The following is a 24,506-nucleotide window of genomic DNA, read 5'->3' as shown; positions in this document are numbered from 1 at the left end:
AGCACGCCCTCATGTCCCTGCAGACAGCCATGTCCAACCGCCGGTACCGGGTGGCCATCGCGATCTCCTTCGCGTTCTTCGTCGCCTACTTCGACCGGACCAACGTGTCGGTCCTCATCGCGAACCGGGAGTTCACCGACAGCCTCGGCATCACCGGCAACAAGTTCGCCCAGGGCCTGCTGATCACCGGGTTCCTGTTCCCCTACGGCCTGTGCAACTTCTTCACCGGACCGCTCGGCGACAAGATCGGCGGCCGGCGCGGGGTGATCTGGTCGATCATCGCCTGGACCGTCCTGATGTGCGCGATGGGCTTGGTCTCGAACTTCGTCGTGATGCTCGTCCTGCGCATCGTGCTCGGGCTCGGCGAGTCCATCATGACCCCGTCCTGCAACATGATCGTCGCCGAATGGTTCCCGGACCGGGAACGCGCCCGGGCGAACTCGGCTTGGCTCGGCGGCCTGTTCCTGGCGCCCGCCGTCTCCTTCCCGATCATCGTGTGGATCGTCAACGTGTTCGGGTGGCGGGAGAGCTTCTTCGTGCTGGCGGCGGTCGGCCTGCTCGTCGCCCTGCCGATGATGTTGCGCTGGACCGCCAACCGCCCGGAGGAGATGGCCGGGGTGTCCCCGGCGGAACTGCGCCACATCCGGGACGGTCAGGCGAAACCGGCCGACCCCGAGCCGATCAGGACCAGCCTGCGCAGGCTGGTCTCGAACTACCGGTACTGGATCTGTGTGTTCTCCTACATGGGATACGGTCTCGGGTTCTGGGGCATCAGCACGTTCGTGCCGTCCTACCTGGAGCACGAACGCCACCTGGGCTTCACCTCGTCCGGCACCTTCGCCGTGATTCCCTGGCTGACCGCCGCCGTGCTGAACCTGGTCGGCGGGATGATCGGCGACCGGATGCCCCGCGGCCGGGTGCTGCTGTGGTCCGGCGGCTACGTCCTCGGCGCGCTGCTGTCCTACCTCGGCGTGGCCACCGGGACGGTCGGCATGTCGGTGGTGTTCATCTCCGCGGCGGTCGGCTTCCTCGGCTTCACCCTGGCGCCGATGTGGTCGGTCATCCAGGAGCTCACCCCGCGCGGCACCACCGGCCTGGGCACCGGCATCGCCAACGGCGTCTCCTACATCGCCTCGGCCTTCGGCCCGGCACTGGTCGGCGCGCTGGTGGACAGCTCCGGCTCCTACAACCTCGGCTTCTTCCTGCTGGCCGGCTTCCTCGTGGTCACCGCACTGGCACTGGCGCCGCTGTGGCGCGGGCACGTCAAGCGCGGCGACCTGGCAGGAGTCCCTTCCACCGCAACGAAAACGGAGGCTCACCATGACTGACGGCACCACCGCCACCAAACTGGTTCCCATCTCGTCCGAACTCGCCGAAGGCGCCTTCGCGATCGGCCGCACGACCACCTTCACGAAGACCGTCAGCGAGAGCGACATCTACCTTTTCGCCGGTGTTTCCGGCGATCTCGGCCCGAACCACGTGGACGAGGAGTACATGAGCAAGACCCGGTACGGGCACCGGATCGCGCACGGCGTGCTCATCGTTTCCTACATGTCGACCTGTTCGACGAAACTCATCGAGGAAGCGGGCAACGAACCCGCCGTGTCCTACGGCTACGACCGGGTCCGGTTCGTCAAGCCCGTGTTCATCGGCGACACCGTGACGGTGACCTACACCGTCGCCGAACGCGACGACGAACGCGGTGAGATCAGGTCCCAGGTGACCGCGAAGAACCAGCACGGCGACGTGGTCGCGGTCGCCACCCACATCCTGCGGAGGGTCTGAACCATGACTTCCACCACCACGTCCATCCCCCTCGGCGAGCTGAGCGAGGAACACGAGCTGCTGCGGCAGACCGTGCGCAAGTTCGCCGAATCCGAAGTCGCGCCGCGGGCGTTCGAGATCGACCGCGAGGACGAGTTCCCGCACGATCTGTACCGGCGGATGGGCGAACTGGGCTTCCTCGGGCTCAACGTCCCCGAGGAGCACGGCGGCAGCGGGGCCGACGAGCTGAGCATGTCGATCACCCTGGAGGAGCTCGCCCGGGTCTCCGGCACGGTCGCCAACGCCTGCCTGCTCGCGAAGCTGCAGTCGGAGCTGATCGTCAAGCGCGGCACACCCGAGCAGATCCGCACCTACGTGCCCCGGATCGCCGCCGGCGAGCTGATCTGCCTGATCGCGGTCACCGAGCCCGGCGCCGGCTCCGACGTCGCCAGCGTCAAGACCACCGCGAAGCGCACCGAGTCGGGGTGGAAGCTCAACGGCACCAAGGCGTTCATGACCGCCGGCGCGGTGGGCGAGCTGGCCGTCGTGCTGGCCCGCACCGACCCGGCCGCGGGCAGCAAGGGACTCACCACGTTCCTCGTGCCCAAGAGCCCCGACGGCGACCCGGCCAAGGGCTTCCTGGCCGACCACAAGGAACAGCTGATGGGCATGCGCGGCCTGGCCACCGCCGGGATCACGCTGCAGGACACCCTCGTCTCCGACGAGCACGTGCTCGGGGAACCCGGCCGCGGGCTGGGCAACGCGCTGGGCTCGTTCAACAACGGCCGCATCGTGATCGCTTCGCTGGCCCTCGGCCTCGCCGCGGGAGCGCACGACGCCTCTCTGCGGTATTCGCAGGACCGGGAGGCGTTCTCCCAGCGCATCGGCGACTTCCAAGCGGTGCAGTTCATGCTCGCCGACGCCTGCGTCGAGATCGACGCGGCGCGGCTGCTCGTCCGCCGGGCGGCCCAGCTCAAGGACGCGGGCGCGCCGTTCGCTCTGCAGGCGTCCCAGGCGAAACTGTTCGCCTCCGACGTCGCGGTCCGGGTCGCGACCAACGCCGTGCAGATCCACGGCGGTTACGGCTACACCAAGGACGCCGTGGTGGAGCGGATCTACCGGGACGCGAAGCTCACCCAGATCTACGAGGGCACCAACCAGATCCAGCGGGTGATCATCGCCCGGCACCTGCTGCCGAAGGCCGGGAAGTGACCGTCCACTGCGGACTGGACAACGGCGTGGCCGAGCTGGTGGTGGACCACCCGCCGCTCAACCTGCTCACGCTCGCCGTCCGCGCCGAGCTCGCGGCACATGCCCTTCGGCTGGCGGGGGAGGAGTCCTGCCGGGTGGTCGTGGTGCGTGGGGAGGGGGACCGGGCCTTCTCGGCCGGTTCCGACATCCGGGAGTTCCCCTCGGACGAGACGGGCGGCTTCGAACGCGCCGATCTCGAACACGGCTGGTTCGCCGCGCTCGCCGACCTTCCGCAGCCGACCATCGCCGCCGTGCACGGCCACACCCTCGGCGGCGGCCTGGAACTCGCGTTGACCTGCGACATCCGGGTGGCCGACGAACAAGCGCACCTGGGCTTCCCGGAGGCGGGGCTCGGGCTGGTGCCCTGTGGCGGTGGCACCGCCCGGCTGCCGCACCTCGTCGGCGCGGCCAGGGCGCAACTGCTGTTGCTGTCCACGGAGCGGATCACCGCCGGTCAGGCGCTGGCGTACGGGCTCGTGGACCAGGTGGCTCCGGCGGGCCGGCTGCGCGAGACGGTGGCCGGGCTGGCGGCGTCGATAGCGGCCGCACCGGGCGCCGCCACCCGTGCCATCAAGGCCGCGGTCCGGGCGAGCGTGACCGAAGGCGTCGACGCGGGGCTGGCCGCCGAGCGGCGTCTCGGCGGCCCGCTTTTCGCGACCGAGCGCGCGCAGCAGGCCGTGCGCGGCTTCCTGAAGGAGAAACCATGAAACCCCTGCAGATCCTGCGTGACGTCAAGATCGTCGCGTTCACCCAGTTCCTCCTCGGCCCGGCGAGCGTGCAGTACCTCAGCGACCTCGGCGCGGACGTGATCAAGGTGGAGCAGCCCGGGCGCGGCGCGTACGAGCGGTCCTGGTCCGGCGGCAACACCTACGTCGAGGAGGTAAGCGCTTTCTTCCTGCTGTCGCATCGAAACGTGCGGAGCGTGACGATCGACCTGAAGTCGCCGGAGGGGCAGCGCGCCGCGCTTCGGCTCGCGGCGAGCGCCGATGTCGTGGTGGACAACTTCCGGCCGGGCGTGCTCGACCGCCTCGGCGTCGGTTACGAAAAGCTGTCGGAGCTGCGCCCTGACCTGATCTACGCCTGCGGGTCCGGCTACGGCTCCGACAGCCCTTACCGCGACCTGCCCGGGCAGGACCTGCTCCTGCAGGCGATGACCGGGCTGGCCGCGGCGACCGGCCGGGCCGGGGACCCGCCGACCCCGGCGGGCGCGGCGGTCGTCGACCAGCATGCCGCGGCGCTGCTGGCGATGGGCATCCTCGCCGCGCTGCACCACCGGCAGCGCACCGGCGAGGGCCAGCGGGTGGAGGCGACGATGGTGCAGGCGGCGCTCGACCTGCAGCTGGAGCCCGTGGTGTACCACCTCAACGGTGGCCTCGTGGAGCGGCCGGCGGAGCCGCTCGGCTCCAGTTTCCACGAGGCGCCCTACGGGGTGTACGAGACGGCCGACGAGTTCATCGCGCTGTCGCTCAGCCCGGTCGCCAAGATCAGCGCGGCACTCGGCGATCCGGCCGAACTGCGGGAGTTCCTGGACCCGGCGGTGAAGTTCAGCCGGCGCGAACAGATCCGGCGTGCGCTCGGCCCGCTGTTGCTCGACCGCTCGGCGAAGGAATTGCTCGCGTTGTTCCGCGAGCACGGGATCTGGTGCGCACCCGTCAACGACTACGACGCCGTCTTCGCCGATCCGGTGGTGACGCACCTGGATCCGGTGCTGGAGTTCGAGCATCCCCGGGCGGGCAAGGTGAAGATGCTCAAGCATCCCGTGCGGTTCAGCTCCGGCGAACCGGAACTGCGCACGCCGCCACCAGAACTGGGCGAGCACACCGATGCGGTACTGAGCGAGCTCGGCTATTCGGCCGAGAAGATCGCCGAGCTGCGGGAGGCAGGCGTTGTCTGAGAGCCTGTTTTCCCTGGAGGGCAACGTCGCCGTCGTGACCGGTGGCGCGCGCGGAATCGGGAAGGCGGCGGCCCGGGCGCTCGCCCGGCACGGGGCCGGGCTGCTGCTGGTCGACCGGCTCGAGGCGGAGCTGGCCTCGACGGCGGCCGAGCTGGCCGAGGCGGGCGCCGCGGTGGACACCCTGCTCGCCGACATCACGGCGGACGACATCGGCGAACGGATCCGCGCCGCGGCGACCGCCGCCGGGCCGGTCACGGTGGTGGTCAACGCCGCCGGGGTGATGGTGCGGTCCGCGATCACCGAGCTCACCGTGGCCGAGCTGGACACCCTGTGGCGGGTGAACGTGCGGGGCACCGTGGAGGTCACCCAGGCCCTGCTTCCGCAGCTGATCGAGCGCGGCTACGGCAAGATCATCAACGTCGGCTCGCTGGGTTCGGTCCGCGGCCTGGAACGGCGGACGGGGTACGCGACCACCAAGGGCGCGGTCGCGCAGTACACGATCAGCCTCGCCAGCGAGGCCGGTGCGTACGGGATCAGGGCGAACGTGGTGGCGCCCGGCTACGTCGCCACGGACATGGCCTCCCCGTGGATCTACGGCGACGCCGACCGCACCGAACGGCTCCGGGCCCGGATCCCGCTCGGGCAGTTCGCCACGCCCGCGGACCTGGCCGGCACGTTCGTGTTCCTCGCCGCCCCGGCGTCGGACTACGTCACCGGCCAGATCCTGCTCGTCGACGGTGGCTGGACCACCACCTGAGCCGGAACCGGGCTTCGGCGAAGCGTCGGCCGCGGTGAACCACGCTCACCTCGACCCCCGCCGCTTCGACCGTCCCGGGGCATTCGACCGACGCCACGCCGGTCGCCGCCCTCCCGCGCCACTGATCCCCGAAGGAGCACCGTGACCGCCACCCTGAACACCGGACGAGACCCCCGCACCGGCGCCGCACTGCCAGGTGGGGAACTGCCGAGCGATGACGCCGCCGTCGAGCGGGTCGTCGCCGCGGCGGCGACGGCCGCCCCCGCGCTCGACGCGCTCGGCCGCGGCGGCCGGGCCAGGCTGCTGCGCGCGTTCGGCCACGCCCTGGAGAGCCGGCGCGACGACGTCGTGGCGATCGCCGACCGGGAGACCGCGCTCGGCGCGGCCCGGCTCGGCGGAGAACTCACCCGGACGAGTTACCAGTTCGCGTTTTTCGCCGACGTCCTGGAGGAGGGCAGCTATCTCGAGGCGACCATCGACCACGCAGGCCCGACGCCGATGGGGCCGAGGCCTGACCTGCGTCGCATGCTCGTGCCGATCGGCCCGGTCGCGGTGTTCGGTGCGAGCAACTTCCCGCTCGCGTTCTCGCTGCCCGGCGGGGACACCGCTTCGGCGCTCGCCGCGGGCAACCCGGTCGTGGTCAAAGCCCACGGCTCGCACCCGGCGACCTCCCGGCTGGTCCACGACATCCTGCGGGACGCCGCCGCCGAAGCCGGCGCTCCCGAGGGCACGATCGGCATCGTGTTCGGCCTCACGGCCGGCACAGCCCTCGTCCGCCACCCGGCGGTGCGGGCAGTGGGCTTCACCGGCTCCCTCGGCGGCGGCCGGGCGCTGCTGGATGCGATCCACGCCCGCGACAACCCGATTCCGTTCTACGGCGAGCTGTCCAGCCTCAACGCCCTGGTCGTCACCGAGGCCGCCGCGGCCGAGCGGGCGAGGGAGATCGGTGTCGGGCTGGCCGCCTCGGTGACCGGGTCTGCCGGCCAGTTGTGCACCAAGCCAGGGCTCGTCCTGATCCCGGCCGGCGCCACCGGGGACGCCGTGGTCGCGTCGGCGGCGCAGGGACTCGAGGGCACGGAGGTCGTGCCCCTGCTCAACGAGCGGATCCACGCCTCCTACCTCGCCGACACCGACCGGCTCCGCGCGGCCCCGGAGGTGTCCACAGTGGCCGAAGGCGACGCCGGGCAAGGTGGCTTCCGGGTAGCCCCGCTGCTGGTCTCGGTCGAGGCGAGCGCCCTGCCTGAGCAGGTGTTCGCCGAGTACTTCGGCCCGGCGACGGTGCTCGTGCGCTACCGCACCGAGGACGAACTCAGGGCCGTGCTCGGCCGCCTGCCGGCCTCGCTGACCGCGTCGGTGCACCTCGGCGCGGGGGAAACGGCGCCACAGTGGATCGACGTCTTGCGGGACACGGCCGGACGGCTGGTGTTCAACGGCTACCCGACCGGCGTGGCGGTCGGCTGGGCCCAGCACCACGGGGGACCGTGGCCCGCCACCAACAGTCTGTTCACCTCGGTCGGGGCGACCGCGATCCGCCGGTTCCTGCGGCCGGTGACCTGGCAGGACGCGCCTGAGCAGATGTTGCCGGACGAGCTGCGCGACGCCCCCGCCGGCCCGGTGCCCCGCCGGGTGGACGGCCTGCTGCGGCTACCCGGCTGACCCGGCCACGCAGGCCGGGTTCCTCAGCGGAACCGGCTCACGCCGTCCACGGCCGGGCCGGGGACACCTGGCCCGGCCGCGCCCTCGGCTACTGCAGGCCACGAGCCGAACGCGTCCACCGGCGGCGACGCGGGCAGGCCAGAGCGGGATCGGGTCTCGATCGGCGCGGAGGTCGGCATGGGGGCGACCGGGGCCGGCTTCCGGCCGGCCACATCCGTCGCCTGGCCCGCCGGCTTGCGTTCCGGCTGCCGGTGAGTCCGCGATCGCGGAACCACCCTCATCGGCCATCCGGGGAAATCGGGCGCGACGGCCGAGGGGTGAGTGGTCCGCCGTTCGCGCGTCGCGAGCCCTGGCCGGTCCGGTTGCCGAGCCGGTCTCCTCGTCCCGCCTCGGTCGTGCTCGCCGAAGACGGGCCGCTACCGCGGTGCGGTCAGCGACGCGGCGGTGAGCGCACCGTCCACCCGCCGCGGGATGCCGAGGTCGTTCGCATCGCGCAACTCGGGTGGCAGCACTGCGTCGGGCACCGACTGGTAGGCGACCGGGCGCAGGAAGCGGCGCATCGCGGTGACGCCGACCGAGGTGTGCACCGAAGTCGTCGCCGGGTACGGGCCGCCGTGGTGCTGCGCCCAGCCGACCGTCACGCCGGTCGGCCAGCCGTTCCAGATGACGCGGCCGGCTCGGGCGGTCAAGGTGCGCAGCAGGGCCGGTGCGACCGGGTCACCGCTCGGTTCACCGTGCACGGTGGCGGTGAGGTTGCCTTCCAGCAGGTCCACCGCGGCCGGCAGCTCGGCGTCGTCGGTGTAGGTCACGACCAGCGCGAACGGCCCGAAGCACTCGACGAGCAGCGGCCCAGAACTCCGGGCGAGCTCGGTGACGGTGGTGCCGACCAGGACCGGCCGGACGACCGACTCGTCCGCGGCGTCCTGCTCGGGGACGCTCAGCGGCCGGACCGCCGGGTGGGCGGCGAGCCGCGCGGCCTCGGCCCGGAACGCGGTGCCGATGCCCTCGTGCAGCAACCGCATCGGCGCCGTGGCCGCCTCGGCGGCGATCAGGTCCTCCAGCCCGTACCCCGCCGGCACGAACAACACGCCCGGTTTGGTGCAGAACTGGCCGGCGCCCAGCGACATCGACGCCAGGAAGCCGACGGCGATCTCCTTGCCGCGGACCCGGGCGGCTTCGCGGGTGACGAACACCGGGTTGAGGCTGCCCAGCTCCCCGTAGAACGGAATGGGGGAGGGCCGGGCCGCGGCCAGGTCGGCCAGCGCCCGTCCGCCCGCCGTGGAGCCGGTGAAGGCGACGGCGGCGATCCGGGCGTCGGTCACCAGCTTGCGCCCGTTCTCCATCCCGTGGACCACGGCGAACGTGCCCTCGGGCGCGCCGGCGGCGTGCAAGGCGTCGACGACCACCCGGGCGTAGGCATCCGACAGCCGGGGCTGGGCGGGATGGGCCTTCGCGACCACCGGGCACCCGGCGGCCAGCGCCGCGGCCGTGTCGCCCCCGGCCAGGCCGAAGGCGAACGGGAAGTTGCTCGCGCCGAACACCGCGACCGGGCCGAGCGGGATCAGCATGCGCCGCAGATCCGGGCCGGCGCGGTCGATGATCGCCTCCAGCCACGAGCCTTCCTCGACGGCTTCGGCGAACATCTCCAGCTGCCCGGCGGTCCGTTCGACCTCGCCGGTGAGCCGCGGCACGCCCAGCGAGCTGTCCGCGTCGGCCATCGGTACCAGCTCGTCCGCCTGCGCGCGCAGCGCACCGGCGACGGCACGCAGCAACCCGGCGCGCTCGGTCAGGGTCATCGCCGCGAGCGCCGGGGCGGCCGCCTGGGCCGCCGTCAGCACCTTTTCGTACTCCTGGCAGGGGGTGTCCGCGGTCGCGGGGGCAGGCATCATCGCTCCTCTTGTTCGCCGGATTGACCGGAAGTGGCCGGCCGCACGGGAATCCGTGGCTCCTCACGATCACCGGCGGCCCACCGGAACCGGTACCTCCAGCTGGAGGTACCGGCGTCGTGGCGCCCCGGGTGAGCATCGATCCATCGCGGCGACCCGCGACCTCGCTGAGGAGGACAGTTTTGCTTCATTCCACAGTTCTTTCCCGGTCTGCCCGGGGTGCTCGATGACCGGCCGGGCGGCAGGACCGCTCGCCGGGATCCGGGTGCTCGACATGACCAGGCTCGCTCCGGGCCCGTACGGCAGCATGCTGCTGGCCGATCTCGGCGCCGAGGTGATCGCGATCGGCGGCGGCCGGTCCGGCCTGCCGGTGCCGGCGCTGTCCCGGGGCAAGGAATTCGTCACGCTCGACCTGAAGACGACCGAGGGCCGCGCCGCCCTGCACCGGCTGGTCGCCGAGTCCGATGTGGTCATGGAGGGCTTCCGGCCCGGGGTGGCCGACCGCCTCGGCGCGGGGTACGCGGAGCTCAGTGCGCTCAACCCGCGCCTGGTCTACTGCAGTGTCACCGGCTACGGCCAGACCGGCCCGCTCGCGCAGCGCGCCGGCCACGACATCAACTACCTCGCGATCGGCGGTGCGCTGGGCACCTTCGGGCCGGCCGGGAGCCCACCGGTGCCCCCGCTGAACCTGGTCGCCGACTTCGCCGCCGGCGGCCTGCTCGCCGCGTTCGGCATCGTCGGCGCGCTCTACGAACGGGAGCGCTCCGGCCGCGGGCAGTACCTCGACGCGGCCATGGTGGACGGCGTGCTGTCCATGATGGGCATGAACTTCACCGACTGGGGCCGGGGTGCGCTGCCGCGGCGCGGCGAGGGTGTGCTCACCGGGTCACTGCCGGCCTATCGCTGCTACGAGTGCGCCGACGGCCGGTACGTCGCGGTCGGCGCACTGGAGAACGCGTTCTTCGCCAACCTCTGGCAGGCACTCGACCTGGGTGCGGTGCCCGACCACTTCGACCCGGCGAACTTCGCCGAGATCGAGACACGGCTGAGCGACGCCTTCCGGCAGCGCCCGATGGCGGAGTGGACGAAGTTCTTCGCCGACGTCGACGCGTGCGTCACGCCGGTTCTCGAACCCCACGAACTGGCCGGATTCCCGCAGATCGCCGAGCGTTATGAGGGATTCGACCCGCAGTCCGTGCCGACGGTGCCGGTGTTCTCCCGGACCGCCGCGGCGCCCGGGCCGACCGACACCGCCGACGCGACCGAGCGGGTGCTCGCGCGGTTCGGCGTCTCCGCCGAGGAAGCGGGCCAGGCGGCGGGCGCCCGCGACGGCAGCGCCGTCACGGGCCTGCGCTGGCCACCGATGTGAACCGGTACTTCGAAAAGCCTTGAGGAACAGGAAGAACATGAACACCGAGTACGAGGACTTCCGGGCGAGCGTGCGCCGGCTGGCGGCGGACAAGATCGCGCCCCACGCGGCGGACGTGGACGACAAGGAGCGGTTCCCCGAGGAGGCCTGGGCGGCGCTGCGCGCGGCGGACCTGCCGGGCCTGCCCTACGACGAAAAGCTGGGCGGTTCCGGCGCCGATTTGCTCTCCCAGGTGATCGCCGTCGAGGAGGTGGCGGCGGCCTGTGCCAGCTCCGCGCTGGTGCTGCTGGTCAACTGGGCGGGAACGTCCACTGTGGTCAGTCATGGCTCCGACGAGCTGCGCGCCGAGGTGGTGCCGAGGGTCGCCGCCGGCGAGGCGGGCGCCGCCTGGTGCATGACCGAACCGACCGTCGGCTCCGACCTGTCCGGCATCCGGACCGCCGCGACCCGGGACGGCGGCGACTGGGTCCTCACCGGACAGAAGCGGTTCATCAGCAACGCCCCGTGGGCCGAGTGGTACGCCGTGCTCGCCCGGACCGGGGAGAAGGACTTCGGCGTCTTCATGGTCCACAAGGACGACGCCGGGATCTCCTTCGGCCCGCACGAGAAGAAGATGGGCATGCGGGGCAGCCCGACCACCGACGTCGTCCTGGAGGACTGCCGGATCCCCGGCCGGCGTGTCGTGGCCGACCCGGCGCAGGGCTACCGCTACATCAACGGCGAGCTCAACGTCAGCCGGGCCCTGATCGCCGCACAGGCACTCGGAATCGCTCAGGGCGCCTTCGACGCGGCCGTCGCCTACACGTGCGACCGCCGGCAGTTCGGGCAGGCACTGTCCCGGTTCCAGCTGCTGCGGGGGATGGTCGCCGACATGGCGGTGAAGATCGAGTCCGCCCGGGCGCTGCTCCACGACGCGGTCGCGCTCATCACCGCGGGCGACCCGCGGGCGCGGTCCCGGGTCTCCATGGCCAAGCTGCTCTGCAGCGACAACGCGATGTCGGTGACCACGGACGCCCTGCAGCTGCACGGTGGCTACGGGTTCATCCGCGACTACCCGGTGGAACGCATGATGCGCGACGTGAAGATCACCCAGATCTACGAGGGGACCAACCAGATCCAGCGGCTCGTCATCGCGAAGGACGTCTACGCCGGGCAGGTGCGGTCGTGAACCGGGTACTCGACGGAATCCGGGTCCTCGACCTCGGCGAGATCATGCAGGGTCCGCTCGCGGCGCAGGTCCTCGGTGACTTCGGCGCCGACGTGATCAAGGTCGAGCGCGGGATCGGCGGCGACCTGATGCGGTCGCTGGACCGCGAGTCGGCGGAGGCCGGGGAACCCTGCTCCTACTTCGTCGCGGTGAACCGGAACAAGCGCAGCGTCTCGCTCAACCTCAAGACCCGCGAGGGCATGGACGCGCTGCACCGGTTGCTGGCGGGCGCCGACGTGCTGGTGCACAGCTACCGGCCGGCCGCGGTGCGCCGGCTCGGCCTGACCTACGAAGACCTGGCCGAGCGCTACCCGAAACTGGTCTACGCCTCGGCTTCCGGCTTCGGCGAGAGCGGACCGTACGCGCACAAGGCGGGGCAGGACATGCTCGCCCAGTCGCTGAGCGGCATGGCCCGCACCGTGGGCGACCCGAACCTGACGGCGCACATCCTGCCGGTCCCCGTGGTCGACTACGCGTCGGGAATGGCGCTCGCACAAGGGATTCTCGCTGCCCTGCTGGAGCGTGAACGTTCCGGCCGGGGTCAGCACGTGAGCGTCAACCTGCTCGACACGGCGCTGGCGCTGCAGACGCTGGAAAGCGCGTCGCTGCTGATGTACCAGCGTGAGACGAACTGGGTCACCGACTGGTACAGCGGGATCTTCGAGACCAGCGACGGCATGGTCACCGTGCTCGGGCTGTTCCGGGAGAACGCACTGCACCTCGTGTGCAAGGCGCTCGAGGTGGCGGACCTCAGCCGCCGCCCCGAGTTCGCCACCGCCGAACTGCAGGCCCGCAACAAGGACCAGGCCAACGAGTCCCTGCGGGACACCGTCCGCGCGCTCACCACGGACGAGGCGATCGCGCGGTTCGACGCCGCCGATCTGCTCTCCGCGCCGCTGCTGACGCTCGAGGAGGCACTGGCGCACCCGCAGGTGCTCGAGAACGGCACGATCACCCAGGTCGAGGTCGGCGGGCGGCGCACAACGCGCATTCTCGGCAACCCGGTCAAGCTGTCCCGGACCCCGGCCACGACCAGGCAGGGCGTCGCCGACGTGGGCGAGCACACCGAACCGGTACTGCGCGAGTTCGGCTTCACCGACGACGACCTCGCGCGGCTGCGCGCGAGCGGGGCCGTCCGATGAGGACGATCGAACGAACCCAGCGAGGAGAATCCCGATGAACGAGCGCAAGGCCGTGGTGCTGAAGGAGTTCGGCGCCGACCTGGAGGTCACCCGGTTCCCGGGGGTTCGACCCGGACCGGGCGCGGTGGTGGCCGACGTCACCCACGCCGGTGTCTGCGGCACCGACATGCACCTCCAGCAGGGCCGGATGGCGATCCCGCTGCCGGTCGTGCTCGGCCACGAAGCGGTCGGCCGGGTCCGCGAGCTCGGCGAAGGGGTGTCGGCCGACGCCACCGGCGCGCCCCTGCGCGAAGGCGACCTGGTGTCCTGGGCGTCGAACATCCCGTGCGGCCGCTGCTTCCACTGCACGACCTCGGGCGAGCCGTCGCTCTGCGAGACGCGCAAGGTCTACGGCATCAACCAGAGTTGTGCCCAGCCCCCGCACCTGTCCGGCGGCTGGGCGGAGCAGATCTACCTGCAGCCCGGCTCCACCATCGTCAAGCTGCCCGAGGGCATCCGGCCGCAGCAGGTGATCGCGCTCGGTTGTGCCGGTCCGACCGTCGTGCACGCGGTGCAGGACATCGGCAAGCCCCGCGAAGGCGATGTCGTGGTGGTCCAGGGCAGCGGGCCGGTCGGCATGGCGGCGGCCATGTTCGCCGCCGTCGCCGGCGCGAGCAAGGTGATCATCGTCGGCGGGCCGGCCAACCGGCTCGAAGTCGCGCGGGAGATCGGCGTCGGCGATGTGCACCTCGACATCTTCACCGAGACCGACCAGGAGGCCCGGCTCGCGAAGGTGCTGGCGGAGACGCCGGACGGGCGTGGCGCGGACCTCGTGATCGAGGCCACCGGGGTGCCGGCCGCGGTCGCCGAGGGCATGGCCATGACCCGGCGCGGCGGCACGTACCTGGTGGTCGGCCAGTACACCGACCACGGGCCGACGATGCTCAACCCGCACCACATCACCCGCAAGCAGCTGCGGGTGCTCGGCAGCTGGGCGTTCTCGCCGCGCAACCACCTGGACTACGTGCTGTCCCTGCCCGATCTCGCCGCGCGCTTCGACCTGGAACGGCTGGTCACGGCCTATCCGCTGGAGCGCGCCAACGAGGCGCTGGCGGACATGCGCGCGGGCCGGACGCTCAAGCCGGTGCTGGTGAGCGGAGACCCGTCGTGAGCGGGCGGTGGGACGAAGCTTCGCAGCGGATGCTGCTGCGGATCGACGAGACCGCGGCCGACGTGGCGACGGGCTTCCCGAACTACGCCGATACGGACACGGGCGAGTGGACCCGCAGCGCGGACGGGTTCTGGACCGGCGGCTTCTGGGGCGGCCTCCTCGCACTGGCGGCCGCCGACTCCGGCGCGCGGCGGTACGCGCGGCTGGCCGACGACGTCGCCGAGCGGCTCACGGTCCGGGCGAGCTCGGACACGGCGTTCCGCGGGTTCCTGTTCTTCTACGGCGCCGGGGTCGCACACCTGACCGGGAAGAGCGAAGCCACGCGTGCGGCGGCGCTCGCCGGTGCGCGGGGGCTCGCGTCGAGCTTCAACCACGACGCGGGGCTGATCCCGCTCGGCAGCCAGGCCGAGGAGTCCGACGCGGTCGGCGCCGGTGCCGCCAACATCGACGCCGTGCCCGGCACCGTCGCGCTGCTCGCCTGGGCCGCACGGGAAACGGACTGGTCGGAGCTGGCGGACATGGCCCGCGCGCACGCGCAGCGCCACGTCGAGTACTGCCTGCGCGACGACGGTTCCGTGTGCCAGTCCGCCGAGTTCGACCAATGGGACGGGACCCTGCTGCGGCGCTACACCCACAAGGGACGCTCCGACGACAGCACGTGGGCCCGCGCCCAGGCCTGGGCGATGCTCGGCTTCGCCCAGGCCGCCCACTGGGTGGGTCCCGAGTTCGCCGGGCCGGCGACGACGGCCGCGGACTGGTGGCTCGACCGGCTGCCCGCCGACCGCGTCGCACCGTGGGACTTCAGCGCCGGACCGGACGAGCCGCGGGACACCTCCGCGACCGCCATCGCCGCGGCCGCACTGCTCAAGCTGGCCGCGCTCCTCCCGGACCGCCCGTGGTACCGGGAGCACGCCGCCGCGATGGTGGACACCCTGACCACGTTCGTCACGCCGACCGGCGTGGGGGACCACCGCCGGCCGGGCATGCTCACCGGGGGCTGTTTCGACCCCCGGCGCGGGGTCGCCACCGACGCGGAGCTGGTCTGGGGCGACTACTTCCTGCTGGAGAGCCTCCTGGCGCTGCGGGGCGTGCTCGAACCGGCGGAGCTGTAGCTCGCCCCGGTTATCATGATCACACGTGGACCAGGAGAGATCGCCATGACGGATGCGCGGGACACCCCCGTGGAAGCGCTGCTGGAGCAGCTCGCTTCGCGGCATTCCGAGTTGCTCGTCCTGTCGGAGGGGTCACTCGCGATGAAGTCGGTGGCCCGCCGCATCCGGGAGCTGGGCGAGTTCGACATGTCCCTGGTCGGCCGGCTCGAGCCGGGGCGCCGGCTGGTGCACCGGAGCTGGCAGGGCACGATGAGCACGGCCCTGCACCGGCTCGTCGTGCCCGAGGGCGTCGGCCTGGGTGGCAAGAGCATCGCCGAGCGACGGCCGGTGTGGGTGCGGGACTACCGCACGTCGGACGCGATCACGCACGACTTCGACGAGCTGGTCGCGCGGGAGGGTCTCGGCGCCATGCTGGCCGTCCCGATGATCTACGGCGGGGAAGTGCTCGGTGCCGTGTACGTCGGCATCCGCGACGAGGCGTCCTTCGGCGACCAGGTCATCGCGCGGGTGGAAGAGGTGGCGGCCGTCGCTTCGGTGACCCTGGTCAGCTCCGAGCGGGCGAAGCTGCAGACCGGAGTGGCGCTGGAGGCCGAGCGGCGGCGGATGGCGGCCGACCTGCACGACTCGGTCAGCCCGGTGCTCTTCCGCATCGGCGCCGAGCTCCGCAGCCTGCGGTCGATGGACGACCTCGACCGGATCCGGGACCGGCTCGACGAGGTGGAACGGCAGGTCACGTCGGTGAGCGCGCTGTTGCGCAACTCGCTGGCCCGTCTCAACGAACAGCCCCCGGAGCGCCGGCTCGCGGTGGCCATCCAGGAGGACTGCGAAGCCTTCGAGGAGCGGACCGGCCTGCCGGCCTCGTTCGTGGCGCTCGCGGAGATCCCGGAGCTGGCGCCGGGGCGGACCGAGGCGTTGACCAGCGTCGTGCGCGAGGCGCTGGTCAACGTCGAGAAGCACGCCCAGGCTTCCACCGTCGTCGTCAGCGTCGTGGTCGCGGGCGGGCGGCTCACCGTCGTGGTGGCCGATGACGGGCAGGGCTGGGCCAGCGGTGACCTGGCCAAGGCGGGACACCTCGGCCTGCCGCTGTCCGTGCGCCGGATGGAACGGGTGGGCGGCGGCGTGTCGGTCGTCGGCAACGAAGACGGCGGCACGACCGTGCGGGCCTGGGTGCCCTGCGTGGCGGAGGGCACCGGCGATGTGTGAGCACACCGACGTCCGGGTGCTCGTGGTGGACGACCACCCGGTGATCCGCGGCGGCGTCGAGCTGCTCGCCGCGGAGGATCCGGCGATCACCGTGGTGGGCGGCGCGAGCACGGGGCACGAGGCGATCAAGGTCGCGCGGGAGGTCGCCGCCGACGTGATCCTGCTGGACCTGCGCCTGCCGGACATGCCGGCGCCCGAGCTGGTCACCCAGCTGCGGCGGGTCGCGCCGCGCGTGAAGATCCTGCTGTTCACCGCGTTCGCCGACCACGGCGCGATCGATGTACTGATCGAGGCGGGCGCGGACGGCTGCCTGGTCAAGGACATCACCGGCGGCGACTTCGCCACGGCGGTACGGCGGGTGGCCCGCGGGGTCCGGGTCGTCGATCCCCGGCTGGCCGGCCGGCACGCCTCCGCGACCCCGGAGCTGCTGTTCCGGGTCGGGCTCACCAAGCGCGAGTACGAGGTGCTGCGGCTCGCCGCGATGGGACACAGCAATCCGGAGATCGCCGATCAGCTCACGCTCGCCCGGAACACCGTGAAGACGTACCTGCAGACCGCGATGCAGAAACTGAACGCGCGGAACCGGGTCGAGGCCATCGCCAAGGCGCACGAGCTCAGGCTGCTCTAGCCGGTTCCCTTTTCCCGGCGATTTTCGTGTGTCGCCGTATTGTCACGAATTCGGTGAGGTGTTTCGTCATGAGTGCGTTCCTGGACTATTGGGGAAAACACGAAGGCAGGACGGCTATGGTCCGGGTGGACCGGGCCGGGCGCCATCGCCTGCTCCCTTATTCCCATTTCGCCGACCGCGCCGCGCGGTTCGCCGGCCTGCTGGACGACCTCGGACTCGCGCCGGGGGAGTCGGTCGCGGTACTGCTGCCGCCGGTGCCCGAATGGTGGGAGGTCGCCGCCGGGACGCTGCGGGCCGGGGTTCCGTTCGCGCCGATGCCGTGCGGCGAGCCGGACGGCGACCGGGTGCGCGCCGCCGGAGCGGCGGTGGTGGTGGTCGACGAGGCACACCTCGAACCCGCGCTGGCACTCCGGCGGGCGGGCGCGGTGCGGCACGTGCTCTGCGTCGGCGGCCTGCCGCACGCCGAAGCGATGAACTACCGGGCCATGATGTTCCTGACGGAGCCGCACCACGAACCGGTACCCGCGGCCGGCCCGGTCCTGCTGACCGGCGACGAGAGGCACAGCCACGCCGAGCTGGGACAGCTGGCGGACGGACTCGGCCTGGCGTGGCTGGATCGGAGCCACGACGACCTGCACTGGAGTCGCACCCCGCGGCACACGGCAACCGGCGTCCTGCTCGGCTTGATCGAGCCGTGGTCGGCGGGGGCGGCGATCCTGGTCGACGAAACCGGTGGTGACCCCACGCGGGTCCGCGGCCTGCTGGCGCGGTTTCCGGTGACGACGATGTCCGCCCCCGGAGCGTCCTATGTGGAGCTCGCGGCAACGGGTGTGCGTGGTCTGCGGAACTCGTCGTTGCGCCGCGTGCTCGCCACCGGAGCGCAGCCGGACGCCGACGCCGCTCGGACGTGGTTCCGGCAGACGGGACTCTGGATCCATCCCGGCCCCGCGCCCGCCGCGGAGCTGACGACCTGCGCGACTTTTCCCGGCGCCTTCTGACCTCTCCAGGTGGAGGTACCACGAGGTGCCCGCCGCGAAGAGGCTTTCGGAAAACCTCCGTTGAAAAGGAACACCGATGTCCCTGATCTCGCGCAGCGGAAAAGCAGGATTCGCCAGCGCTGTCGGCACGACCGTGGAATGGTACGACTTCTTCATCTACGGCACCGCGGCCGGACTCGTCTTCAACAAACTGTTCTTCCCCCAGTTCGACGCCGTGGTCGGCACGTTGCTGTCGTTCGCGACGTTCTCCGCGGCCTTCGTCGCGCGGCCGATCGGCGGAGTCCTGTTCGGACACTTCGGCGACCGGATCGGACGCAAGTCCATGCTGGTGCTGACCCTGAGCATCATGGGGACCACGACCTTCGCCGTCGGCGTGCTGCCCAGCTATGGGAAGATCGGGGTGGCCGCCCCGATCATCCTCGTCGCGCTGCGGTTCATCCAGGGCCTCTCGCTCGGCGGTGAGTACGGTGGCGCGGTGCTCATGACGGTCGAGCACGCGCCGTTCCACCGCCGCGGCTACTACGGGAGCTGGGTCCAGATGGGAGTGCCGGCGGGGCTCATGCTCGGCAACGCGGTGTTCCTCGCCTTCGGCGCGATGTCGCCCGAGAGCTTCCTGTCCTGGGGCTGGCGCGTGCCGTTCCTGATCGGCGGCGTGTTCGTCCTCGCCGGACTCGTCGTGCGGCTGAAGCTCGGCGAAAGCCCCACCTTCGACCGGCTGAAGGGCAAGGAGGACGTGGTCAAGCTGCCGATCGCCGTCGTGCTCCGGCACTATCCGAAGCAGGTCCTGCTGACCGGCGGTGCCTACCTCTCGATCGGGGTCACGTTCTACCTGACCACCGTGTTCGGCCTGAGCTACGGTGCCCAGCAGATCGGGTTCAGCCGGAACTCGATGCTGTGGATCGTGCTGGCGGCGATGGCGCTCACCTTCGTCACCCTGCCGCTCTTCGGCGCCCTTTCCGACCGCATCGGCCGCAAGCCGGTCTTCGCCGCGGGGACGGTGGCGATGGGTGTGCTGGCGTTTCCCTGGTTCTGGCTGCTCGGCACCGGTTCGTTCCTGCTCGCCATCGTCGGCTATCTGTTGATCTGCACCGGTTTCTCCGCCGCGTTCGGTCCACTCGCCGCGTTCTTCGCCGAGGCGTTCGAGACGAAGATCCGGTATTCGGGCATCTCGTTCGGCTACACCCTCGGCACACTGGCCAGCAGCGCGCTCGCGCCGATCATCGCCACCTGGCTGCTGGACCGCACCGGCGGCGTCATGGCGGTGGCGTGGTACATGGTCGGCACCGCGGTGCTTTCGCTGCTGTGCACGTTCGCCTTGCGCGAGACCAACGGATCAACCCTGTCCGGCCGGCCACGAACGGCGTCGCGGAGCGAGTCGCCACTGCTGCCTGCCGAGTGAAGCACGGCGCCGACGTTGTCTCCCTGGAGGAGGCGGACGCCGGTCGGTCGGTGACGGGCGAAGGCCGGCGTCGCACCCCGGCGGCCGCCCTGGCGCTCGCATACCGGGAACGGGACAGTGCGGTGTTGGGCCGGGCTGGGGCATGAAGACAGTCCCTGCCCGGCCTCAGCCGGCCCACCTGCACGACGTGCGGCAGAGCTGGGGCCGGCTCGGGGCGATGTGCTCGAGCCGGCCAGCGCGGTGCCGGGTGCAGCAGCGACAAGCTCTCCGCTGTCTCCTGAACCTCCGGAGAGTCCCACCCCCTGGACATCCGGAGGCGGTGTCGCGCCTGTCCGATCGCGCTCCGGGCCGGCGTGGGAGCGGCCGGCCGGTGACTTGAGGGGTTCGTTCGGGCTCACCGGGAACGGCACCGCACACGACATCGATACGGGTCGAGCATCCTGGCAACGCCGACCTCGCTCGAGGTGACCTCGACCCGCGGTGGGGGTTATGGTAGGTGTCCGAGGATCCCGGCGCTTCGGTAGGGAGAGAAGGTGGCCCGGGGACCGGCGCGCAGCGGCCGGATGCGCGGGGTCTGATCGTCTTGGATTGCAACGAGGCTGTGGCTAAGGTGTTGTACGACGCGATCCAGCCGCGGGGACGGTATTCTGCGAAGCGGTTGCCCTGTCGTTCACGCGGAGTGCTTGGCCAAGCAGCGATGTCACTCGAGTTGCAGGTCAGTGGTGAACTTCAGGGTGGGGTTACAGATCAACTCGGTCCTCGGACACAGTATTACCCCACGGATCGCGAAACGCGATCTTGAAGCGGAGGCGATCGTAGCTCAGCTCGAATCGATCTCCTGCAGTCGCCATCCGGCGTTGTCGCAGACGATGAACTGTCTCGAGCCTCGTAGCGCTGTGGCGACGCGACTGCTTCGCGTTCGATCATGTTCCAGGTTGGTAGCGACTGCGCCGCCCTGGTCTCCAAGCCTGATGTTGATCTGATCGACGAGATGGTCTTCGCGGATGTAGAGCGTCTTCGGTCGTTCGTGGCTGGTGCGTTGGGTGTAAGGGCGCGAAGGCCAGCGACGCTCAGTACTGGCACGGTCGGTGGCGGGCCGGGTTCGCCGAACGCATGATCACCGAATGGACCCACCAGCAATGCTTGACTCAGGGACACAAGGCGGTAGGCGCGACGCCACTGGCCGACCGTTTCACCCTGGAGACCGAAGACGCCTCCACCTCCACTGAGCTCGACGCCCCGCCGCAGGATGTGGAAGCCGGGGAGCTGGACGAGTACACAGATCGAGGATCAACCCCGCCGTGACACGGCGCTGGCCACCGCGCGTGCCGAGCTGACGGCCCCTACGTGCCAGCGATGACACCGGCGTGGCAGAGACTTGCGATCCAGCCGGCATTTACGGGACGCCCCGAGGTGACAGTACATAGCCCGCCTCGAGCGCTGCGCGGGTGGTTGCCTCCACGGCCGCGCCCAAGCCGGACTCGGCGTGCAGACTGCACGCCACCTCGCTCAGCGTCACAGCCAGGTCATTCCCGGCGTTCCTGCCACGTCCCGTCATTCCTGCTGGACACACCCCCTGCGCGTGGTCGGCCGACCGGGCAGGCAGGAATACCCACCTCGGATCTTTCTCGGCCGGACGGTTACCGGACGTTTCCAGCGGATACATGTCGTGTGAACGGTCGTTCGATCAACAGCAGGACAGGTGGCCTGCGACACGGACGTAAACGCTGTATTTGACGAATTCAGCGCCGCGTACCTTCAAAGTGACCGATGATCACCTCGGGAAGCGCACCCGCGTCGTCGGCTCCGAGCGTTGGCGAACGCAGCGTAATCCGGCAGCGGCTTGATCGTGAGGCCGGTGTCGACGACTTACTCGGACTCGTTGCGGTGGCGATTGCGGTCAGCAACCGGTCCGGGGCGGCCAGTGCGGTCTAGACTGCACCTGGTAGCCGATCACCGAAGCCTTCAGCGGCGCAAGTGACCGTCATCGGCGTAGCCGGCTCATGGCTTTCGGCCGACGTTGCGCTGTGCGCAGGCCCGGTCGGCCAGCGCGGCCATCGCACCCACGGCTGTGACCGCGGCCAGCGCCACCATCGCCTGCTGGAAGCCGTGAACGAAGGCCGCGCGGGCAAAGCTGGTCAGCAAGTGCCCGCCCTGCCTCGAATGCTCGGCGAGAGCCAGCGCTGCGGCCGGAGAGTCAGCCACCGCCCCTCGAACCTGTTCGGGCAGTTCCGGTAAAGCGGATTCGATGCCGTAGCGGTATCCGGCGGCCAGCACGCTGCCGGCGACGGCGATGCCCATCGCGGCACCGACCTCGCGAGCGGCGTCGTTGACCGCGGAGGCCATGCCGTGCCTAGCGTTCGGGGTGCTGACGATGATCGCCGAGGTCGCCGGTGCTGTGCACAACCCAAGCCCGGCACCGACGACGAGCACGCACCGGAGGACCACAGGGTAGGTGGTCTGCACCTGCAGGCACGACATCAGGAACAACCCCACCGCCAGCACCGTCAGGCCACCCACGGTCACCGCACGCAATCCGACCCGAGCGGTCAACCTGGACGCCAGCAAGCACAACGGCACCAACGGCCCGGCCAGCGGCGCCATGGCGATCGCAGCGCGCATCGGCGTGTACCCGAGTACCAGCTGCAAGTACTGCTGCAGCAGAAAGAACATGCCAAAGCAAGCGAGAAACTGCACCACCAGTGAGACGACGCCGATGGAGAAAGAGCGGTTGCCGAACAGCCGCAGTGACAACAACGCGTGCTCCCGACGAAGTTCCACCGCTATGAAGACAACGGTCGCGAGCACGCTGCCAACCAACGCCCCGAGCGTGCCTGGTGACAGCCAGCCACGAGCAGGTGCTTCCGTGACGCCGCCGACAAACAGTCCGACTGCGACAGCGGACAGGACTGCTCCGGCGATGTCCAAACGAGACCGATCCCGCGGACGCGATTCCGGGACGGTCAGCGCCGCGACGGCCGACGCGATCCCCGCGACGGTCAAGATGAGGAAGATGGACCACCAGGACCACCGCTGAAGCAACAGGCCAGAGCCCACCAGGCCGACGAGGGCACCGACGCTGACCACGCCGGCCCAGACCCCGACTGCGCGTCCCCACTGCGCGGTCGGGAAGCCGCTGGTCAGAAGAGACAGTGTCGACGGCATCACCAGCGCCGCGCCGACTCCGGCGATCACCCGACTACCGATCAGCCAGGCCGGTTCGCTGAGCGCCAGCGGCAGCGCCGAACCGGCGCTGAACACCAGCAGTCCCGTCAACAAGGTGGCCCGCCGTCCGTAGCGGTCGCCGAGGGCACCCCCGGTGAGCACCAGGCAGGCCAGCGCCAGGGTGTACCCGTCGATCACCCAGGTCAACTGGCCCTGAGTCGCCCCGGTTGCCACCGCAATGCCGGGCAGCGCGGCATACAGCGCGGCCATCGAGGCGACGACCAGCGCGACGGCCACGCAGGAGACCGCCAGTGTCCAGTGTTGACGGGCAGTCAGAGACGTGCTCGGCGCACGATTGACACCCCAGGCCATCGATGTTTCCTTTCGCGGTGACAGCTTGCCGGGTCCGGAATCGGCTGTGCGCGGAGGCGGAATCAATTCTGGCATCGGAACATGGGTCCCGGGACCGCCGAGTCGGTGCATTCCAGCGTCGAGCCGGTGACGGACTGCACATGCCGGAATTGGAGAACTCCCCGATCAAGACCCTCGCGTCACCGATCGGGTGTTCTGCTTCGTTGCTACCGGATTGGCGGTTCCGTACCCACGCGATCGGACGACGAGGATCGCGACCGTCACCTGCCAACTATGGTGTCATCCTGCAGGGAACGAGACGGAAGCGCAGGCCAATTGGCTACTTCGGCGCGTGTGTGAAAAGGGCACGCGGTCCACCCTCGTGGACGGTGTGGTTCACCTGATAGAGGTCTGGTAAACCCGGTGGTGTGCTCGCTACAGTTTTTGGATAGACGCCTGAAGGGGCTATCGCCGAAATTTGGTGTGCGCTGCCTCCGCTTGTTAATGGCGGCAACAGGGTGAGCAGGCCTTAATTCGGCCCGGCTCGGTCGAGTGAAAATCTTCTGCCGAAGGGGGCACGACTGCGTCAGGAAAATATCGATTTCTGGTGGGCGATTCCGTGTCTTCACGTCCGCCTCGGACACGTACGAAGGATATCACTATGACTGATTTGACCGCTGCGCTCAGTGAGGCTCGGCAATGGTCCACGACGTACTACCGACCGCTCTTGGCGATGCCGCCCGGCCTGCAGGAGGCCAAAGTCTCCTTTTACCTGCTGTTCCGCGGGATCGACGAAATCGAAGACCACCCCGCGCTGGCCGCGACGGTGAAGGACACGGTCCTGACCGAGGTGGCCTGCGCACTCCAGACCCGCAACATCGCCGGCCGTCTCGACGCCGCGTTCGCCGAGCATCGCGACGTCCTGCCCGATGTCTCGCTGCGGCTGGCGGACTGGTGCGCGCTGGCGCCACCCTCGATCGCCCCGCGGATCCTGGACGCAGCCATCGCCATGGCCAACCGGATGGCGGTGTGGTCCCGCCGCGGTTGGCGGATGCGAGACGTCGATGACCTCGACGAGTACGCCTTCTCCGTGGCCGGAGTCGTCGCCACCCTGCTGGGTGACATGTGGGCCTGGCACGACGGCACCCAGGTCGACCGCGGGCAGATGATGAGCTACGCCCGCGGCTGCCAGGCAGCCAACATCCTGGCCGACCTGGCTGTCGACCGCGAACGCGGTGTCGACTTCCTCCCTGAGGGCTGGACGGTCGCCGATCTGGCCACCTACGTGCACACCGAGCTCAGCCTCGCCGATCGCTGGATGGCGACGCTGCCGGATCCCGGACCGGCCCGTGTCTGGTGCAGCCGCGCCATGGAAGTGGCCTGGGCCCAGTACCACCGGGCGCAGACCCTCCAGCAGGCCTGACTCCCCAGCACGATCACCGGGCAAAGGGCACCCACCACGTCCGCCCCGCCGCCTGGGGATCTTCAAGGCGTCCGAGGGTGCGCCGTCGGTTTTCGGCGGGCTGGTCGACTGCGTCGCACAGCGGTGCCGAAGGCATCACCGCCGTCTCGCC

General features: G+C 70.5%; 20 protein-coding genes. 18 read left to right on the top strand and 2 right to left on the bottom strand.

The features are described from left to right. The first annotated feature begins 11 nt into the window (after positions 1-11). The 7 genes from QRX60_RS45380 (at position 12) to QRX60_RS45350 (ending at position 7,322) form a co-directional block, all read left to right on the top strand. Positions 12-1,328, top strand: a complete 1,317-nt coding sequence (locus QRX60_RS45380) for an MFS transporter (RefSeq protein ID WP_285997651.1) — start codon at positions 12-14, stop codon at positions 1,326-1,328. Further along, on the top strand, positions 1,321-1,785 hold the full coding sequence (locus QRX60_RS45375; RefSeq protein WP_285997650.1) for a MaoC family dehydratase: 465 nt from the start codon (positions 1,321-1,323) through the stop codon (positions 1,783-1,785). Before QRX60_RS45380 ends, QRX60_RS45375 begins: the two co-directional genes overlap by 8 nt. 3 nt (positions 1,786-1,788) lie before the next feature. Beyond that, positions 1,789-2,976 carry an acyl-CoA dehydrogenase family protein gene (locus tag QRX60_RS45370; RefSeq protein WP_285997649.1) on the top strand — a complete coding sequence of 396 codons (1,188 nt, stop codon included), beginning with the start codon at positions 1,789-1,791 and terminating at the stop codon, positions 2,974-2,976. Then, positions 2,973-3,722, top strand: coding sequence for an enoyl-CoA hydratase/isomerase family protein (locus QRX60_RS45365; protein ID WP_285997648.1), 750 nt, complete (start codon positions 2,973-2,975; stop codon positions 3,720-3,722). Before QRX60_RS45370 ends, QRX60_RS45365 begins: the two co-directional genes overlap by 4 nt. Then, on the top strand, positions 3,719-4,909 hold the full coding sequence (locus QRX60_RS45360) for a CaiB/BaiF CoA transferase family protein (RefSeq protein WP_285997647.1): 1,191 nt from the start codon (positions 3,719-3,721) through the stop codon (positions 4,907-4,909). The genes QRX60_RS45365 and QRX60_RS45360 overlap by 4 nt, the downstream gene beginning before the upstream one ends. Continuing rightward, the gene (locus QRX60_RS45355) at positions 4,902-5,666 is read left to right on the top strand and encodes an SDR family NAD(P)-dependent oxidoreductase (protein WP_285997646.1); all 765 of its coding nucleotides are present in this window, start codon (positions 4,902-4,904) and stop codon (positions 5,664-5,666) included. Before QRX60_RS45360 ends, QRX60_RS45355 begins: the two co-directional genes overlap by 8 nt. Positions 5,667-5,807: 141 nt before the next feature. After that, positions 5,808-7,322 (top strand): aldehyde dehydrogenase (NADP(+)), encoded by a 1,515-nt coding sequence (locus QRX60_RS45350; RefSeq protein ID WP_285997645.1) that lies wholly within the window; start codon positions 5,808-5,810, stop codon positions 7,320-7,322. A gap of 416 nt (positions 7,323-7,738) precedes the next feature. Here QRX60_RS45350 and QRX60_RS45345 read toward each other — a convergent pair whose 3' ends face one another. Beyond that, entirely contained in the window at positions 7,739-9,208 is a 1,470-nt protein-coding gene (locus QRX60_RS45345) for an aldehyde dehydrogenase (NADP(+)) (protein WP_286003831.1), read from the bottom strand. Between the two features lie 226 nt (positions 9,209-9,434). Here QRX60_RS45345 and QRX60_RS45340 point away from each other — a divergent pair, with 226 nt between their 5' ends. The 10 genes from QRX60_RS45340 to QRX60_RS45295 all read left to right on the top strand — a co-directional run bounded on the left by QRX60_RS45340 (position 9,435) and on the right by QRX60_RS45295 (position 20,721). Further along, a complete protein-coding gene (locus QRX60_RS45340; RefSeq protein ID WP_285997644.1) occupies positions 9,435-10,577 on the top strand; it encodes a CaiB/BaiF CoA transferase family protein in 1,143 nt (380 codons plus the stop codon). Between the two features lie 37 nt (positions 10,578-10,614). Further along, positions 10,615-11,745, top strand: coding sequence for an acyl-CoA dehydrogenase family protein (locus tag QRX60_RS45335; RefSeq protein ID WP_285997643.1), 1,131 nt, complete (start codon positions 10,615-10,617; stop codon positions 11,743-11,745). Next, on the top strand, positions 11,742-12,926 hold the full coding sequence (locus tag QRX60_RS45330; RefSeq protein WP_285997642.1) for a CaiB/BaiF CoA transferase family protein: 1,185 nt from the start codon (positions 11,742-11,744) through the stop codon (positions 12,924-12,926). The genes QRX60_RS45335 and QRX60_RS45330 overlap by 4 nt, the downstream gene beginning before the upstream one ends. 34 nt (positions 12,927-12,960) lie before the next feature. Next, positions 12,961-14,076, top strand: a complete 1,116-nt coding sequence (locus tag QRX60_RS45325) for a zinc-binding dehydrogenase (protein ID WP_285997641.1) — start codon at positions 12,961-12,963, stop codon at positions 14,074-14,076. After that, a complete protein-coding gene (locus tag QRX60_RS45320; protein WP_285997640.1) occupies positions 14,073-15,188 on the top strand; it encodes a glucuronyl hydrolase in 1,116 nt (371 codons plus the stop codon). The genes QRX60_RS45325 and QRX60_RS45320 overlap by 4 nt, the downstream gene beginning before the upstream one ends. A 45-nt stretch (positions 15,189-15,233) precedes the next feature. Next, positions 15,234-16,391 (top strand): GAF domain-containing sensor histidine kinase, encoded by a 1,158-nt coding sequence (locus QRX60_RS45315; protein WP_285997639.1) that lies wholly within the window; start codon positions 15,234-15,236, stop codon positions 16,389-16,391. Beyond that, on the top strand, positions 16,384-17,019 hold the full coding sequence (locus QRX60_RS45310; protein ID WP_285997638.1) for a response regulator: 636 nt from the start codon (positions 16,384-16,386) through the stop codon (positions 17,017-17,019). The genes QRX60_RS45315 and QRX60_RS45310 overlap by 8 nt, the downstream gene beginning before the upstream one ends. A gap of 68 nt (positions 17,020-17,087) precedes the next feature. Further along, positions 17,088-18,017: an AMP-binding protein gene (locus tag QRX60_RS45305; protein ID WP_285997637.1), complete on the top strand. Its 930-nt coding sequence runs from the start codon at positions 17,088-17,090 to the stop codon at positions 18,015-18,017. 76 nt (positions 18,018-18,093) lie between these two features. Then, positions 18,094-19,416 (top strand): MFS transporter, encoded by a 1,323-nt coding sequence (locus tag QRX60_RS45300; protein WP_285997636.1) that lies wholly within the window; start codon positions 18,094-18,096, stop codon positions 19,414-19,416. A gap of 1,113 nt (positions 19,417-20,529) precedes the next feature. Then, on the top strand, positions 20,530-20,721 hold the full coding sequence (locus QRX60_RS45295) for a hypothetical protein (protein WP_285997635.1): 192 nt from the start codon (positions 20,530-20,532) through the stop codon (positions 20,719-20,721). A 696-nt stretch (positions 20,722-21,417) separates the two neighbouring features. Here QRX60_RS45295 and QRX60_RS45290 read toward each other — a convergent pair. Next, positions 21,418-22,953, bottom strand: a complete 1,536-nt coding sequence (locus QRX60_RS45290; protein ID WP_285997634.1) for an MFS transporter — start codon at positions 22,951-22,953, stop codon at positions 21,418-21,420. A gap of 640 nt (positions 22,954-23,593) precedes the next feature. Here QRX60_RS45290 and QRX60_RS45285 point away from each other — a divergent pair. Continuing rightward, positions 23,594-24,355: a squalene/phytoene synthase family protein gene (locus QRX60_RS45285; protein ID WP_285997633.1), complete on the top strand. Its 762-nt coding sequence runs from the start codon at positions 23,594-23,596 to the stop codon at positions 24,353-24,355. Positions 24,356-24,506: the final 151 nt, after the last annotated feature.

This window comes from Amycolatopsis mongoliensis (assembly GCF_030285665.1).
GTDB lineage: Bacteria > Actinomycetota > Actinomycetes > Mycobacteriales > Pseudonocardiaceae > Amycolatopsis > Amycolatopsis mongoliensis.
The sequence above is the reverse complement of the archived record's forward strand: the minus strand, read 5'-3'. Positions and strand labels throughout refer to the sequence as shown.